The sequence below is a fragment of the Streptomyces filipinensis genome (assembly GCF_014649495.1).
GTDB classification, from domain to species: domain Bacteria; phylum Actinomycetota; class Actinomycetes; order Streptomycetales; family Streptomycetaceae; genus Streptomyces; species Streptomyces filipinensis.
On sequence record NZ_BMTD01000003.1, the window covers coordinates 470,406 to 485,053 of the forward strand.

General features: G+C 71.9%; 9 protein-coding genes and 1 pseudogene. 5 read left to right on the forward strand and 5 right to left on the reverse strand.

Annotation, left to right across the window (positions count from 1 at the left end; all coding sequences use genetic code 11):
- Positions 1-270 precede the first annotated feature (270 nt).
- The 5 genes from IE244_RS10515 to sbnA are packed head-to-tail and all read left to right on the forward strand — an operon-like array spanning position 271 to position 9,309.
- Positions 271-2,847, forward strand: coding sequence for a Pls/PosA family non-ribosomal peptide synthetase (locus IE244_RS10515; RefSeq protein ID WP_191872754.1), 2,577 nt, complete (start codon positions 271-273; stop codon positions 2,845-2,847).
- 13 nt (positions 2,848-2,860) lie between these two features.
- Positions 2,861-6,124 carry a non-ribosomal peptide synthetase gene (locus IE244_RS10520; protein ID WP_191872756.1) on the forward strand — a complete coding sequence of 1,088 codons (3,264 nt, stop codon included), beginning with the start codon at positions 2,861-2,863 and terminating at the stop codon, positions 6,122-6,124.
- 42 nt (positions 6,125-6,166) lie between these two features.
- Complete coding sequence (locus IE244_RS10525) at positions 6,167-7,171, forward strand: TauD/TfdA family dioxygenase (protein ID WP_191872758.1); 1,005 nt, start codon at positions 6,167-6,169, stop codon at positions 7,169-7,171.
- Entirely contained in the window at positions 7,168-8,238 is a 1,071-nt protein-coding gene (gene sbnB / locus IE244_RS10530; protein WP_191872760.1) for a 2,3-diaminopropionate biosynthesis protein SbnB, read from the forward strand. The genes IE244_RS10525 and sbnB overlap by 4 nt, the downstream gene beginning before the upstream one ends.
- 36 nt (positions 8,239-8,274) lie before the next feature.
- Positions 8,275-9,309 (forward strand): 2,3-diaminopropionate biosynthesis protein SbnA, encoded by a 1,035-nt coding sequence (gene sbnA, locus IE244_RS10535; RefSeq protein WP_191872762.1) that lies wholly within the window; start codon positions 8,275-8,277, stop codon positions 9,307-9,309.
- On the opposite strand, the pseudogene IE244_RS10540 reads toward sbnA, so the two are convergent.
- From IE244_RS10540 to IE244_RS10560, 5 genes and pseudogenes are all read right to left on the reverse strand, one after another.
- Positions 9,277-10,506 (reverse strand): annotated as a pseudogene (locus IE244_RS10540) (MFS transporter); the annotation flags it as partial. The gene sbnA and the pseudogene IE244_RS10540 overlap by 33 nt on opposite strands.
- Positions 10,464-10,976 carry a GNAT family N-acetyltransferase gene (locus tag IE244_RS10545; RefSeq protein ID WP_191872764.1) on the reverse strand — a complete coding sequence of 171 codons (513 nt, stop codon included), beginning with the start codon at positions 10,974-10,976 and terminating at the stop codon, positions 10,464-10,466. The pseudogene IE244_RS10540 and the gene IE244_RS10545, both read right to left, overlap by 43 nt.
- On the reverse strand, positions 10,973-12,163 hold the full coding sequence (locus IE244_RS10550; RefSeq protein WP_191872765.1) for a type III PLP-dependent enzyme: 1,191 nt from the start codon (positions 12,161-12,163) through the stop codon (positions 10,973-10,975). The genes IE244_RS10545 and IE244_RS10550 overlap by 4 nt, the downstream gene beginning before the upstream one ends.
- Positions 12,164-12,270: 107 nt before the next feature.
- Positions 12,271-13,563, reverse strand: a complete 1,293-nt coding sequence (locus tag IE244_RS10555) for a DUF6271 family protein (RefSeq protein ID WP_191872766.1) — start codon at positions 13,561-13,563, stop codon at positions 12,271-12,273.
- Positions 13,560-14,594: a phytanoyl-CoA dioxygenase family protein gene (locus tag IE244_RS10560; protein WP_191872767.1), complete on the reverse strand. Its 1,035-nt coding sequence runs from the start codon at positions 14,592-14,594 to the stop codon at positions 13,560-13,562. The genes IE244_RS10555 and IE244_RS10560 overlap by 4 nt, the downstream gene beginning before the upstream one ends.
- Positions 14,595-14,648: the final 54 nt, after the last annotated feature.

A 14,648-nucleotide genomic window follows, 5' to 3' on the forward strand; every position in this document is an offset into this window, starting at 1 on the left:
TTCCGCCGTGTGAACATTTCGTGGAGACCGCCTGGGGCGGCCGCGGCCGGGCGCCGGGTGCGGCGGTCGCGGGGACTGCTGTTCGGGTGATTCACGCCGCGCCCCATTCGGGCACGTGACCAAGGAATACGGACGCCTGGCGCAATTCTCCGCGCCCGGGGCGATCGACGAGGAGTGGCAGCCTCACGGCTGTCTGCCCACACTGAATATGCCGGTTCGCACCAGGAAAGAGCCGGCCACCGGCGTTTCACACGTCCTCCAGGAGTTCGCATGGTGGAGCAGTCCTCCGAGGTCCATATATCCGGTCCGGACAAACCTGCCGTCACCTTGCGCGACAGCGGACCGGACACCAGGGAGACCGAACGGAGACTCGCGGAGGCACTGGCCGACGTGACAGGCGCCGCGCAGGTTCCGGTCGACGGCCATTTCTTCACCGACCTCGGCGCCAATTCCCTGGTCATGGCCCAGTTCTGCGCGCGGATAAGGAAAAGGCCGGATCTGCCCTCGCCGTCCATGAAGGACATCTACCGGTACCCCACCGTCCGCAGCCTGGCGGCGGCCCTCGCACCGGCCGCCCCGGCGCCCGACGCGGCGGCACCGTCGCAGGCCGTGGCGGCGCCGGCTCCCCGGGAGCACGGAAAGCGGCGGAGTCATGTTCTCTGCGGCACCTTCCAGTTGCTGTTCTTCCTCGGCTACTCCCTTGTCTCCGGGTTCGTCACCGCCGCCGGATACGAGTGGATCGCCACCGGCTCGGGCATCGCCGACACCTACCTGCGGTCGCTTCTGTTCGGAGGCATCGGGTTCATCGTTCTGTGCGCCTTCCCGGTCGCCGCGAAATGGCTCCTCGTCGGCCGCTGGAAAACGGGCGAGTTCCCCGTGTGGGGCCTGGCGTATCTGCGCTTCTGGCTCGTCAAGGTGCTGCTCCACGCGAATCCGATGGTTTTCCTCACCGGAACCCCGCTGTACGTGCTGTATCTGCGGGCCCTCGGCGCGCGGATCGGCAAGGGAGTCACGATCCTCTCCCACTCGGTACCGGTCTGCACCGACCTGCTCACGATCGGCGCCGGCACGGTGATCCGCAAGGACTCGTTCCTCCTCGGATACCGGGCACACGAGGGACGCATCCAGACCGGCCGGATCACGCTCGGCCGGGACGTGTACATCGGCGAGAAGACCGTCCTGGACATCGACACCTCGATGGGCGACGGCGCTCAGCTCGGTCATGCCTCCGCCCTGCACCGCGGCCAGGCGGTCCCGGACGGTGAGCACTGGCACGGCTCGCCGGCGGAACCCACACAGATCGACTACGTGCGGGTCGCGCCGGCCAGGTGCGGCACCGCGCGCCGGGCCTGGTTCGGCTGCGGGACGCTGGCGCAGCTGTTCCTCCTGTACATTCCGCTGGCCGTCGGCGGGGTGTACATGCTGTTCCTGGAGGTACCGGCCATCGGCAACCGGCTCGACCCGCAGACGGCCCCGCTGAAGCGGTCCGAGCTGATCCCCGACGCGCTGGAACTCTCGCTCGTCCTGTTCTTCGGCTTCGTCGTCCTCGGCCTGGTCGCCCTGTACACGGTTCCGCGGCTGCTGAGCCTGGCCGTCGAACCCGACCGGGTCTATCCGCTCTACGGATTCCACTACGCGGTCCACCGGGCGTCGGCCCGCATGACGAACATCAAGTTCTTCGCGTGGCTGTTCGGTGACAGCTCCTACATCGTCCACTATCTGCAAGGGCTCGGATACGATCTGTCACGGGTCGAGCAGACCGGCTCGAACTTCGGCACCGAGGTGCAGCACGAGACCCCGTTCCACGTCTCCGTCGGCAGCGGCACGATGGTGGCCGACGGACTGTCCGTCGTCAACGCGGACTACTCCGGCACGTCGTTCCGGGTGTCCACCGCGACGATCGGGCCGCGCAACTTCCTCGGCAACAACATCGCCTACCCCGCGGGGGGCAGAACAGGGGCCAACTGTCTGCTGGCGACGAAGGTGATGGTTCCCCTCGACGGCGAGGTCCGGGAGAACGTGGGGCTCCTCGGCTCGCCGTGCTTCGAGATCCCCCGGTCGGTGGAACGTGACGCACGGTTCGACGACCTCAGGACCGGCGACGCGCTGCGCCGCAGCCTCGCCGCGAAGAACCGCTACAACCTCCGCTCGATGGCCGTCATGCTGTTCGCGCGCTGGCTGCACACCTTCGCCCTCACCCTCTTCGGGCTCGCGTCGGTGGACCTGTACGGAGTGCTCGGCCATGTGGTGATCGGCGGATACCTGGCCTTCACGCTCGCCTTCAGCACCCTGTACTTCGTCCTGGTGGAGCGCTGCATCGCGTGGTTCCGTGGCCTGCGCCCCCGGTTGTGCTCCATCTACGACCCGTACTTCTGGTGGCACGAGCGCCTGTGGAAGGTGCCGGACCACTACCTCAACCTCTTCAACGGAACGCCCTACAAGGCCCTGGTGTGGCGGCTGCTCGGCGTACGCATCGGCCGCAGGGTGTTCGACGACGGCTGCTACCTGACCGAGCGCACGCTCACCACCATCGGCGACGACTGCACCCTCAACGCGGGGAGCAAGATCCAGTGCCACTCGCAGGAGGACGGCACCTTCAAGTCCGACCGTTCCACGCTCGGCGCCGGCTGCACGCTGGGCGTCGCCGCCCATGTGCACTACGGCGTGACCATGGGCGACGGTGCGGTACTGGCACCCGATTCCTTCCTCATGAAGGGCGAGGAAGTCCCCCCGAACGCCCAGTGGGGTGGCAATCCCGCCGTGGACATGCCCGAGGCCGACCAGCGGCTCCCCGGTACCGGCCGGGCCACGCCGACAGTAAACGCCCGTGCGGCGACCGTGAGCTGAGGAAGGACGTGCGATGGGAACGCGCGTGGAGACGGACCGGCCGGAGCGGGAGTTCTGGAGCCGGGTGCTGACCGCCGGCGGTGCCACCGCCGTGCCCCGGTGGACACGGGAGCCGGTGGCCGGAACGGCCGAGCAGGAGACGGCGGTCCCGGACGACGTGGCGGACGCGGTCCGCTCACTGGTACGGCGGTCGGGCGTGCCGATCAGCGCGCTGCTGCTGGCGGCGCACGCCAAGGTGTTGTCCGCGCTGTCCGGGGAGCAGGAGGTCGTGACGGGGTACACCGCCGGCGTGCACGGCGAGCCGCTGCCCTGCCGGCTGACCGTCTCCCCGGGATCCTGGCGGGACCTGGTGGCGGCCACCGAGCACACCGAGGCGGAGCTCCTCGCGGCCCGGGAGTTCCCGGTGGCGGAGCTGCGCCGGGAGCTGGGGCTGACGGAGCCGTCGTACGAGGTCGTGTTCGGGCCCATGGGCGACGACGAGGCCCACGTCGACGACGGTGTGCTGCACGTGCGCTGGTGCGACCGGGGTGGACGGCTGATGCTGCGCCTGAGGTTCCGCACGGACGTGCTGGACACCGCGGCCGCGGCCCGGATCGGCGGCTACCACCTGGCGGCGCTGCGGTCGATGGCGGCGGACGTGCACGCCGACCACACGCGGCAGAGTCTGCTGTCGGCGGACGAGAGGCAGGAGCAGCTGGAGGGGCTGGCCGGCCCCCGCAGGCCATTGCCGGACGCACGGGCGCACGAACTGTTCGAGCAGCGGGTACGGGCGCATCCGCAGGCGGTGGCGGCCGTGCACGGCGAGCAGGAGTGGACGTACGGAGAGCTCAACCGGCGCGCGAACCGGCTGGCGCGGGCGCTGCTGGCACGGGGGCTGGGCCCGGAGGACGTGGTCGCCGTCGTCACCGAACGCAACCTCGACTGGCTGGCGGCGACGCTGGCGGTGTTCAAGGCGGGGGGCGCGTATCTGCCGATCGAGCCGCACTTCCCGGCCGGCCGCATCACGGCAACGTTGTCGCGCGCGGGGTGCCGGCTGGTCCTGACCGAATCCGGCAGCACCCACACCCTCGAGCAGGCGCTGGACACCCTGCCCGGTTGCCAGAAGCTGCTGGTCGACGCGGCGTACGCGGAACCGCACGACGACGGCGACCTCGGCACCCCGATCGACGCCGGCCGGCTCGCCTACATCTACTTCACCTCCGGCTCCACCGGCGAGCCCAAGGGGGCGATGTGCGAGCACGCGGGCATGCTCAACCATCTCCACGCCAAGATCGACGACCTGGGCATCGGCGAGGGCGGGGTCGTGGCGCAGACGGCGCCGCAGTGCTTCGACATCTCGCTGTGGCAGCTGATCTCGGCGCTGCTGGTCGGCGGCCGGACCCTGCTGGTCGAGCAGGACGTGATCACGGACGTGGAGCGCTTCGTGGACACGCTCGAACGCGGCCGGGTCGGCGTGGCCCAGGTGGTGCCCTCCTACCTGGAGGTCGTGGTCTCCTACCTGGAACAGCACCCACGCGCACTCCCGGACCTGCGGTGCGTGTCGGTGACCGGGGAGGCGCTGAAGCGGGAGCTGGTGCAGCGCTGGTTCGCGGTCCAGCCGGGCATCCGGCTGCTCAACGCCTACGGCCTGACGGAGACCTCGGACGACACCAACCACGAGGTCCTGGACGCCGTACCCGACCGGGTGCTGCTGGGACGCGCGGTGGGCAACGTGCGCGTCTACGTCGTGGACGAGCAGCTGTCCCTGGTACCGCTGGGCGCCCCGGGGCTGATCGCGTTCTCCGGTGTCTGTGTGGGCCGGGGGTACGTCAACGATCCCGAGCGGACCCGCGAGGCGTACCGGACGGACCCCTACCGGCCCGGTGAACGGCTCTACCTGGGCGGTGACTGGGGGCGCTGGCACCCCGGCGGCAAGCTGGAGTTCCTCGGCCGGCGGGACAACCAGGTCAAGATCCGGGGCTTCCGGATCGAGATCGGCGAGATCGAGAACTCCCTGCTGCGGGTGGACGGCGTCCGGGACGCCGCGGTGGTCGTCGCCGAGCGGGCCGGCGGGAGCAAGCAGCTGATCGCCTTCTACACCGGCACCCGACAGCCGCCGCAGGCGCTGCGCGAGGCGCTCGGGGCGGCGCTGCCCGGCTACATGGTCCCGTCGGCCTTCCACTGGCGGGACGGGCTTCCGCTGACCGCCAACGGCAAGACCGACCGCAAGGCGTTGACCCGGCTGGCGGAACAGACGATGCCGGCCGCCGAGGAGGACGGGGCGGGCGGGGACCTGCTCAGCCCCACCGAGCGGAGGCTGGCGGCGGCCTGGGCCGAGCTGCTGGGGGTGCCCGAGCGGCGGATCGGCCGCAGGGACCACTTCTTCGACTCCGGCGGCACCTCCCTGACCGCGGTCAAACTCAGCATCGCGCTCGACCGGGCGGTCTCCCTGAAGGACATCACCCGGCACCCCGTGCTCGCCGACCTGGCCGCCCTTCTGGACGGCACGGCCCGGCGGCGCCCGGAGCTGCTGCAGCCGCTGACGACGGCGGGCGGTACGCCGGAGTGCGCCCTGGTGTGCTTCCCCTACGCGGGTGGCAACGCGGTCAACTTCCAGCCGGTGGCGAGCGCGTTGGCGGGCAGCGGCATCGCCGTCCTCGCGGTGGAGCTGCCCGGCCACCACCTGGCCGCGCACCCCGAGCCGTTCGCGCCGATCGAGCAGGTCGCCGAGCAGGTCGCCGCCGAGATCACGGCGCGCGGCCCCGGCCGGGTCATGCTGTGGGGCCACTCCTCGGGCGCCGCGCCGGCCGTCGAGACGGCCAGGCGGCTCCAGGAGCGCGGTGTACGGGTGACGCGGCTGTTCCTCGCCGCGCACCTGCTCGGCAACGCCGCCGACCGCACCGCCGCCATCGCCGACCTGGCGAGCCGGAGCGACGCCGAGATCGCGGCGCGGCTGACCGCGGACGGCGGCTACACCGAACTCGCGGAACTGAACGAGCAGCACGCCCGGCACATCGGCGCCGCCTACCGGCACGACTGCCTGTCCGCGCACGCCTATTTCCGCGCCGCCCTGGAGAACCCGCCGCCGGTGAAGCTGGCCGCCCCCGTCCTGGCGGTCGTCGCCGCCGACGACCCGTACACGGACGGCTACCCGCACCGGCACCGGGACTGGCTGCTCCTGGCCGAACACGTCGATCTGTACGAACTGGCCGACGGGGGCCACTACTTCCCGCGCACCCGTCCGGCCCAGGCGGCACAGGCCGTCCTGAGCGCGGCCGTCCCCCTTGCCTCCTCCTGAATCCCGTCCACCGAACAGGCGGTCGACCGAAAGGAAACCGAGATGCCGTCCTCATCCCTGGCCTCACCCCCCGACGTGGAGTTGCGGCCCGACCGGCCGGCACTGCTGCGCGTCGACGCCCCGGGCGATACCCCGAGCTGGGCAGCCGAGCACCGCGAGGCGCTGCGCGCGCTGGTCACCGAGCACGGGGCGCTGGTCGTCCGCGGCCTCGGGCTGCGGGACCCGGACACCGTCGGTGCCGTCTTCGCGCGTCTGGCCGGTGAGCTCATGACGGAGCGGGAGGCGTTCGCCCCGCGCGAGGCGCACGGCCCGGGGCTGTACTCCTCGACACCCTGGCCTGCCAACCAGCCGATGTGCATGCACCACGAGCTGAGTTACCCGCTGCAGGTGCCCGGTCTGATGCTGTTCGCGTGCCTGACCGCACCCGAGCAGGACGGGGCGACCGCGGTGGCCGACGCCGAGGAGGTCCTGCGGGCGCTGCCCACCGGGCTCACCGAACGGTTCGAGCGGGAGGGCTGGCTGCTGACCCGCTCCTACAACGACGAGATCGGGGCGTCGCTGGCGGAGTCGTTCGGCACCGCCGACCGCGCCGGGATCGAGCGCTACTGCCGGGCCAACGCCATCGACTTCACCTGGCTGGCCGACGGATCGCTGCGCACCGAACAGCGCCGCAGCGCCGTCGTACGGCATCCGGTCACGGGCCGGCGCTGCTGGTTCAACCAGATCGCGTTCCTCAACGAGTGGACGCTGGCCCCGGAGGTGCGCGAGTACCTGGTGGACCTCTACGGCCCGGACGGCCTGCCGTTCAACACCCGCTACGGCGACGGCAGTCCGATCGGCGAGGACGTCGTCCAGCTGCTCAACAGCACCTACGAGGCGCACACCCGGCGCGCGCCCTGGCAGGCCGGTGATCTGCTGCTCGTGGACAACATCCGCACCGCGCACAGCAGGGAGCCCTTCACCGGAGAGCGGCAGGTCCTGGTCGGCATGGGCGAGCCCGTGCGCCTGGCCGACGCCCTCCCGACCCCGGAGGCGAGCGAGCGATGACCGATGTGCTGTCGACCACCGCCCAGCCGGCCGTGCCCGGCCGGCCCTCGGTGCCGGCGTTCGCGGTGATCTCCGGCGAGCAGGTGCAGCGTGCGCTGAGCGGGCGCGAGAAGCAGCTCGTGGAGCTGGTCGAGACCGCCTACCGGCTGCATGGCGCCGGGGACTCGGTGAACCCGCCGTCGTACTTCCTGCGCTTCCCCGACCGCCCCAGCGCGCGGATCATCGCGCTGCCCGCCTCCATCGGCGGGCCGGTCCGGGTGGACGGCCTGAAGTGGATCTCCAGCTTTCCGGAGAACGTGAGCCACGGGCTGCCGCGGGCCTCCGCGGTGCTCATCCTCAACGACCACGACACGGGCTACCCGTTCGCCTGCCTGGAGAGCTCGATCATCAGTGCCACCCGGACGGCGGCGTCCGCGGCGCTGGCGGCCGACTGGCTCAGCCGGCACCGGACCCGCCCCCGCCGGGTGGGGTTCTTCGGCACGGGACTGATCGCCCGTTACATCCACACCTTCCTGACGGGCACCGGCTGGTCCTTCGACACGGTCGGTGTGCACGACGTGTCCCGGGACAGCGCCGACGGCTTCCGCGGCTACCTGCGGCAGTCCGGCACCACCGCACAGGTCACCGTCCACGACCGCGCCGAGGACCTCGTCCGGGAGAGCGACCTCGTGGTCTTCGCCACCGTCGCCGGTGAGCCGCACGTCACCGACCCGGCGTGGTTCACGCACAACCCGCTGGTCCTGCACGTGTCCCTGCGCGACCTCGCCCCGGAGATCCTGCTCGGCTCGGCCAACTTCGTCGACGACGTCGAGCACTGCCTGAAGGCCGACACCTCCCCCCATCTGGTCGAACAGCGCACCGGGAACCGGGACTTCCTGAACGGGACGCTCAACGACGTGATGCTCGGACGGGCCGCACCGCCGACCGACCGGCCGGTGGTCTTCTCGCCCTTCGGGCTCGGCGTCCTCGACCTCGTCGTCGGCAAGTACGTGTACGACGAGGTAGCCCGGGCGGGGGACCTCCGCCTCATCGACGACTTCTTCCACGACCTGCGCCGACATGGCTGAGGCCTCTGTCCTCGGCCGGGCACCAGGAGGCCCGCCGTGCCTGTCATTTCCGCTCCCTACGCCTTCAACGAGGGCCATCTCTTCGTCGACCTGGAGTCGATCTGCGGACGACCCCTCTATCTGAAGTGCGAGGGTTTCAACTTCGCCGGCTCCATCAAGCTGAAAGCCGCGAACGAGATGGTGGAGAACGCCGAGCGTGACGGACTCCTGACGCCGGATTCCATCCTCGTCGAGTCCTCGTCCGGGAACCTCGGTGTCGCGCTCAGCATGATCGCCGCCAGCAAGGGCTACCGGTTCCTGTGTGTGACGGACTCCCGGTGCAACCTGTCGACCAGACTGCTGATGGAGGCGCTCGGCAGCGACGTGCACGTCGTGGCCGACCAGGACTCCAACGGCGGTTTCCTGGGGGTGCGCATCGAGTACGTCCGTGCCCTGTGCGCGTCCGACGACCGGTACGTCTGGCTCAGTCAGTACACCAACGCCGGCAACTGGGTGGCGCACTACCGCACCACCGCCCCGGAGATCGCCACCCAGTTCCCGGAACTGGATGTCCTCTTCGTCGGGGCGGGCACCACCGGCACCCTGATGGGCTGCGCCCGCTGGTTCCGGCAGTGGCACCGGCCGGTGCGGATCGTCGCCGTGGACGCCGTGGGTTCGGTGGCGTTCGGCGGCGAGCCCGGCCGCCGGATGATCCCGGGCCTCGGTATGAGCATGCGCCCGCCGCTGCTCGACGAGTCCTATGTGGACGAGGTGCTCCGCGTGGAGGAGACGGACACCATCCGCATGTGTCACCGCATGGCCAGACGCGGTTTCCTGTTCGGCGGCTCCACCGGGACGGTGGTCAGCGGCGCGACGGACTGGCTGGCCCGGCACGACACCCGTGGCCTCACCGCGGTGGCCGTCGCGCCGGACCTCGGCGAGCGCTACCTCGACACCGTCTACCAGACCAACTGGCTGCAGGACCTGTACGGCGATCAGCTGCTGGACGGACTGGGCGCCGAGGAGGTACCGAGCGCCCCCCGGGAACCCAAGTCCGCGTCACGGGCGACGGGCCGCAGGCGAAGACCGTAGCGGAGCGGCGGCGCGGGGCCGCCACGGGATCCAGGTCGCCGTCAGCGTGACGACCAGGACGGACGCGGCGACCGTGGCCATACCCGGGCCGAGGCCCGCCGCGCCCGCCACGAAGCCGATCAGGGCGGGCCCGGCCAGCAGGCCCGTCGTGCCCATCGCGGCGACCAGGGCGAGCGCCGGCGCGCCGCGGCCGGCGGCGGCGACGTACACGCACGGGGTCACGGCCGCCGCGCCGAGGCCGACGCACGCGAAGCCGAGGAGCGTGGGCACGACCCCGCCCGTGAGCAGGGCGAGGGCCAGGCCGCCGGCGGCCACCGCGCTGCCGGTGCGGACCACGCGGCCGTCGCCCCAGCGGGTGCGCCAGCGGTCAGCGCACACCCGGGCCAGCAGCATCATCACCGAGACGACCGCGATGCCCAGCGGCGCGACCGTCGCCGAGGCCCGGACGACGTCCCTCAGGTAGAGCGTCGACCAGTCGTTCATCGCGCCCTCGGTGACGGTGCCGAAGGCCATCGCGCAGCCCATCAGCAGGGTCGTGCCGGAGGGGAGGGTCCGGCTGCCCCGTCGCCTCGGCTCGTCCGGCGGCGCGGGTTCCGCGTGGGTGAGCAGGCCCGGGCGGGAGCAGACCAGCAGGAGCAGCAACAGGGCACCGGCCGGCGCGAAGTGGCCCGGAACGGAACCGGTGAGGGTGGTGACGCCGGAGGCCAGCAGGGCGGCGGCGAGCAGACCGGCGCTGAAGGTGGCATGCAGCTGGGACATGACGGCGCGGCCGTACACCGTCTCCAGGGCGGCGCCCTGGGCGTTCATCGCGACGTTCAGACAGCCGACCGCGACGCCGTCGGCGCACACGGCGAGGACCGCGAGCGGATAGTCCGGTACGACGGAGAGGGCGGCCAGTACGGCGAGCAGGCCGAGGGCGGAGGCGAGCGCAAGACGGCGGGAGCCGAGACGGCGCATCAGGACGGCGACCAGCGGGAAGGAGGCCGCCGCGCCGGCGCCGCAGGCCATCAGCAGCAGCCCCACCTCCCCGGCGCCCAGGTCCAGCCGGGTCCTGAGTGCGGGCAGGCGGGAGACCCAGGTGCCGTACTGGAAGCCGAGGAAGCAGAACAGCGCCGCGACGGACCACTTGGCGCGCGCGAAGGAGGGCGCGGGCATCAGCTCGCCTTCCGCAGGGCGGCGAGCCGCGCCGACATGTACACCGCGCCGCTGCCGTACCCGGCCGGCACGCGCGCCCGGTGGTGGGCGCGGTAGCCGTGGGCCCGCCAGAAGGGCTCCCGGCCGGCGAGGGCGATCAGCGACATGGTCGTGTAGCCGTGCGTGCGGGCCGCGTCCGTCAGGTGGCGGACCAGGCGGCTGCCGAGCCCGCTGCGCCGCAGGGGCGCGCTGACGACGAGGTCGTGCAGGTGGAGGTTGGAGTCGTGAAGGGAGCGGGGGCGGGGCCGCTCGGCCCGGGTCGGGTCGGGGCAGCGGAACATCGGGCAGGGCAGGGCGAGCACGTAGCCCGCTATCCGGCCGTCGAGGTCCAGGACGAAGCTGGTACCCGCCGAGGCGCGGGTCCGCAGCACGGCCTCGCCCTCCGTCAGCGAGGTGCCGGCGTACGCCCCGGCCTCCAGGTCCGCGACCAGGGGCCAGTCGGCCTCGGTGATGCCCCGTATGAGGCCTGTCATGTCGGTGGTGTCCTTCGCTGTACGTCGGCGCCGCGTGTGCACACGCACGGCAGCGGGCTGATGCCGTTGAAGCCCTGGGTCATGTAGCTGGTGGCGTAGGCGCCGGCGGAGAGGATCCACACCGGGTCGCCGGAGGTGACGGACCGGGGCACGGGCACCGGGTGCCGGCCGCCGCCGTAGGCGTCGTCGCTGTCGCAGGTGGGGCCGGCGACGACCGCGAGGACGTGCTCCTCGTCCCCGCTGTGCCCGGGGAACACCATGTGGTGCGTCAACTGGTCCATCTCGTACAGGCCGTTGAACTTGCCGCAGCTGAGGTAGAGCCAGTGGACGTCGGTTCCGTCCGGCTGCCGGCGGCGTGTCAGCCGGGAGACATGGGCGCGGACGGCCCCGTGGTCGGCGACCAGATGGCGGCCGGGCTCCATGACGAAGCCGAGCGGGGCGGGACTGAGGGCGCGCAGGTGGTCCATGCCCTCGCGGAGCACGGTGAAGATCTTGTCCAGGGGCGGTTCGAGCGGGTTGCCGTGGCGGTCCCGGTAGCCGAGAGCGGGCAGGCCCCCGCCGAGGTTGACGTGGTCGGGTACGATCCCCCGCCCGGCCAGCGCCGTCAGGGTCCCGGCGAGCGTGTCGACGGCCTGCTGCCAGGCCTCGCCGGTCATCTGCTGGGAGCCGACGTGCACGGACAGCCCGGCCGGGGTGAGGCCGGCCGCGCGGGCCGTCTCGAGTACGCGCACGGCGTCGTCGGGGGCGCAGCCGAACTTGCGGCTCAGGCCCCACAGGGCGCCTTCACCACGGGTGGCCAGGCGGCAGAAGACGCGGGCGCGGGGCGCGTGCGCGGCGATGGCGGTGACGTCCTCGATGCTGTCGGTGGCGAAGGTGCGGACCCCCAGGCGGTGGGCTTCGGCGATGTCGTGGTCGGACTTGATGGTGTTGCCGTAGTGGATGTGGTCCGGCTGCGCGCCGGCGTCGAGGGCTTGGGTGATCTCGGCGGGGCCGGCGGCGTCGAAGCCCGCGCCGCGCTCCGCGAGGCACCGGAGGACTTCGTCGACCGGGCAGGCCTTGAGGGCGAAGCGGACACGGGTTCCTGGCAACTCGCCCAGCAGGGCGTCGTATTGGTGCGCTATGCCCGTGAGGTCGTAGACGATGCGGTCCGTCTCGGCCGCGGCGAGGGGCCCGGCGAGTGCGTCCATGGACGTGCCGCGCGGTGCTGTCGGGCGGCCGTGGGTGTGGTGTGGCCGATCGCGCTCACGCGGCGGTATCCGCGGGCCGGACGGGGTCCCGCGCTCCTTCGGGGCGCTCATGTGCGGGCCGCTTCCATCAGTGCCGGCCAGGCTTCGGCCAGGTGTGCGTAGTCCTCGATGTCCGACTCGGCCTCTTCCAGTAACCGGGCGCGCTCTGCGAGGAGTTGACCGGCGAACGCCTCGTACCGGCCGCCCAGTTTGCGGTACGCCGTGTCGACGCGGTCCAGGCGCCAGACGTTCTCGGCGCGGTCCAGGGTGGTGCTCTCCCGCAGGAATCCCACGATCCGGTCGGGCCGCACCCGGTGCCGCTCGTCCAGCAGCCCGGCGCCTTCGGCGGCCATGCGGTCGTAGACGTGGTGGAAGTACAGCATCGACAGCAGGAACTTCACGAAGCGGCGCTGGTAGGCCGGGAAGCCGGTGCCGGTACGGCGTTCGGGGGTGTGGAAGTTCTCGATGTGGCGGTTGTGCAGGATGCCGGGGAGACCGGCGTCGTGGACCAGGTGGAGGAGGAAGTAGTCGCTGCCGATGGTGTCGGTGGCGGGCGGCAGCGGGATCCGTTCGTAGACCGCCCGGTCGAAGGCGACGTTGCACATGTCGACACGCATGGGGTCGACCCGGGTGAGTACCGCCCGGTCGTGCGTGAACGGTGCCGTCCCCGCGCCGGTGAAGGACTCCTCGACCAGGCGCCGGGTGCGTTCCTCCGGCCAGTGGCCGGGGGCCCACAGGCTGACGACGTCGTGGTACACGCCCTCGTCCCTCCGGCGTATCTCCCCTATGTCCACGGAGAGTTCGCCGATGAAGGAGGCGCCGGCGAGTGACACCGGTCGGTCCCCCGGCGTCGCGCCGAGGTCGGTGCGCAGGCCCGCGGCGGTGGCCTCGGCGGCGGGGCGGCCGAGCCAGGGCAGCTCGTGGTGGACGGGGAACACCGGTTGCCCGGCGTGGAGTTGGTAGGCGCTGTCGGAGTCCCGGCGGTGCAGCGAGTGGCAGCCGAGGGCCGCGGCCAGCAGGAAGGCTCGGTTGGTGCAGGCGCCGTAGGAGACGGCCGGCGGGAGCAGGAGACGCAGCAGGCGGCCGGGGCCCGGCAGGCCGGCCCGTGCGAGGGTGCGACACAGGAAGGTGCGCTGGGCGTCCTCGTCGAGGTGGTGGACGGTGACGCCGGGCGCCGGGTGGAGTCCGGCGACGACGCGGGCGTGCTCGGCGCGGGTGCGGGCGTCGGAGGAGTCGAGGATCAGGAGCTGCACGTCGGCGCCCTGGTGGCGCGCGGCGTAGGCGGCCTCGTCGTTGAGGGCGGTGAGGGTGGCGGGGCAGGCCCGGTTGGTGGGCAGGCAGAGGCAGATGCGCTGGTTCACCGGGCCTCTTCCGCGGCGGTGGCCCAGGAGTCCAGGCCGAGCAGTCTTCTGCCGAGCGGGGTGAGCGTGGCGGGGCCGTAGCGGCGGGCCTCCGGCTCGCGGGCGTCACCGAGGAGGGTGGCGTTCCAGTCGGGGGTCGCGAGGGTGCGCCAGGACTCCACGCGGGAGTCGCGCAGGGCGGTGTGCTCCTCCAGGGCGGGCATCATCGACAGGTACTGGACGGCTCGGACAGCGTTGTCAGAGAGGTTCGGTGCCACGCCGTGCGCCAGCAGCCCGTTGAAGATCAGCAGGTCGCCGGCCTGGAGGTCGGGGCGGACCACCGGGAACCGGGCGCGGTCGGTGCCGGGCCGGACCGGGTCGCGGCCGGCCGGCTGGGCCACGCGCCACTCCTCGAAGCGGCGGAAGAGCTCCGGGGCGCACTGGAAGCCGCCGAGTTCGGGCCGGGTGTCGCTCAGGGCGAGGATGCCCTGGACGCGCTGCGGGAGCACGGCGAGCGTGGTGTCGACGTCCCAGTGCAGCTCGATGTCGAAGCCCTCGTCGGTGGGCTCGATCAGGGAGCGGGAACGGGTGCGGATGTTGGGCGGGTTGAGGTTCAGACGGTCCAGGGTCACCCACAGTTCCGCGCAGTCCCACACGTCCACGAAGGCGTCGTAGACGCGCCGGGTCTGGCGGCTGTCCCAGAGGAGCTGGTGGTGGTAGGCCTCGACGAACCCGTAGATGTACAGGTGCCGGTCGAGTTCGGAGCGGAACTCGGGCTCGGCGTACCAGGTGTCGGGGCGGTCGGGGTCGAGGCCCTGGAACCGCCAGGCGAAGTCGAGGAGTTCCTTGGCCTCGCCGGGTGTGACGGCCTCGCGGACGACGACGTAGCCGTATGTCTGCCAGAAGGCGAAGTCCTGCTCGGACAGCACCCGGAGCGGCTGGGACTTCTCGATGTGGCGCAGCGGGGTCGGGGCGAGGTAGGTCTCGCCGTCGGCACTGAAGTAGGGGCGGCCGGAGGCCGCGCGGTGGAGGTGGGGGTGGGGCGTCTGCATGCGATTCCTCTGGAACACAAGGTGCGGTTGGGATCCGGGAAAGAGCAAGAAACG

Coding starts and splice junctions, on each gene's coding strand:
- IE244_RS10515 (WP_191872754.1), top strand. CDS start 271: ATGGTGGAGCAGTCCTCCGAGGTCCATATATCCGGTCCGGACAAACCT.
- IE244_RS10520 (WP_191872756.1), top strand. CDS start 2,861: ATGGGAACGCGCGTGGAGACGGACCGGCCGGAGCGGGAGTTCTGGAGC.
- IE244_RS10525 (WP_191872758.1), top strand. CDS start 6,167: ATGCCGTCCTCATCCCTGGCCTCACCCCCCGACGTGGAGTTGCGGCCC.
- sbnB (WP_191872760.1), top strand. CDS start 7,168: ATGACCGATGTGCTGTCGACCACCGCCCAGCCGGCCGTGCCCGGCCGG.
- IE244_RS10545 (WP_191872764.1), bottom strand. CDS start 10,976: ATGACAGGCCTCATACGGGGCATCACCGAGGCCGACTGGCCCCTGGTC.
- IE244_RS10550 (WP_191872765.1), bottom strand. CDS start 12,163: ATGGACGCACTCGCCGGGCCCCTCGCCGCGGCCGAGACGGACCGCATC.
- IE244_RS10560 (WP_191872767.1), bottom strand. CDS start 14,594: ATGCAGACGCCCCACCCCCACCTCCACCGCGCGGCCTCCGGCCGCCCC.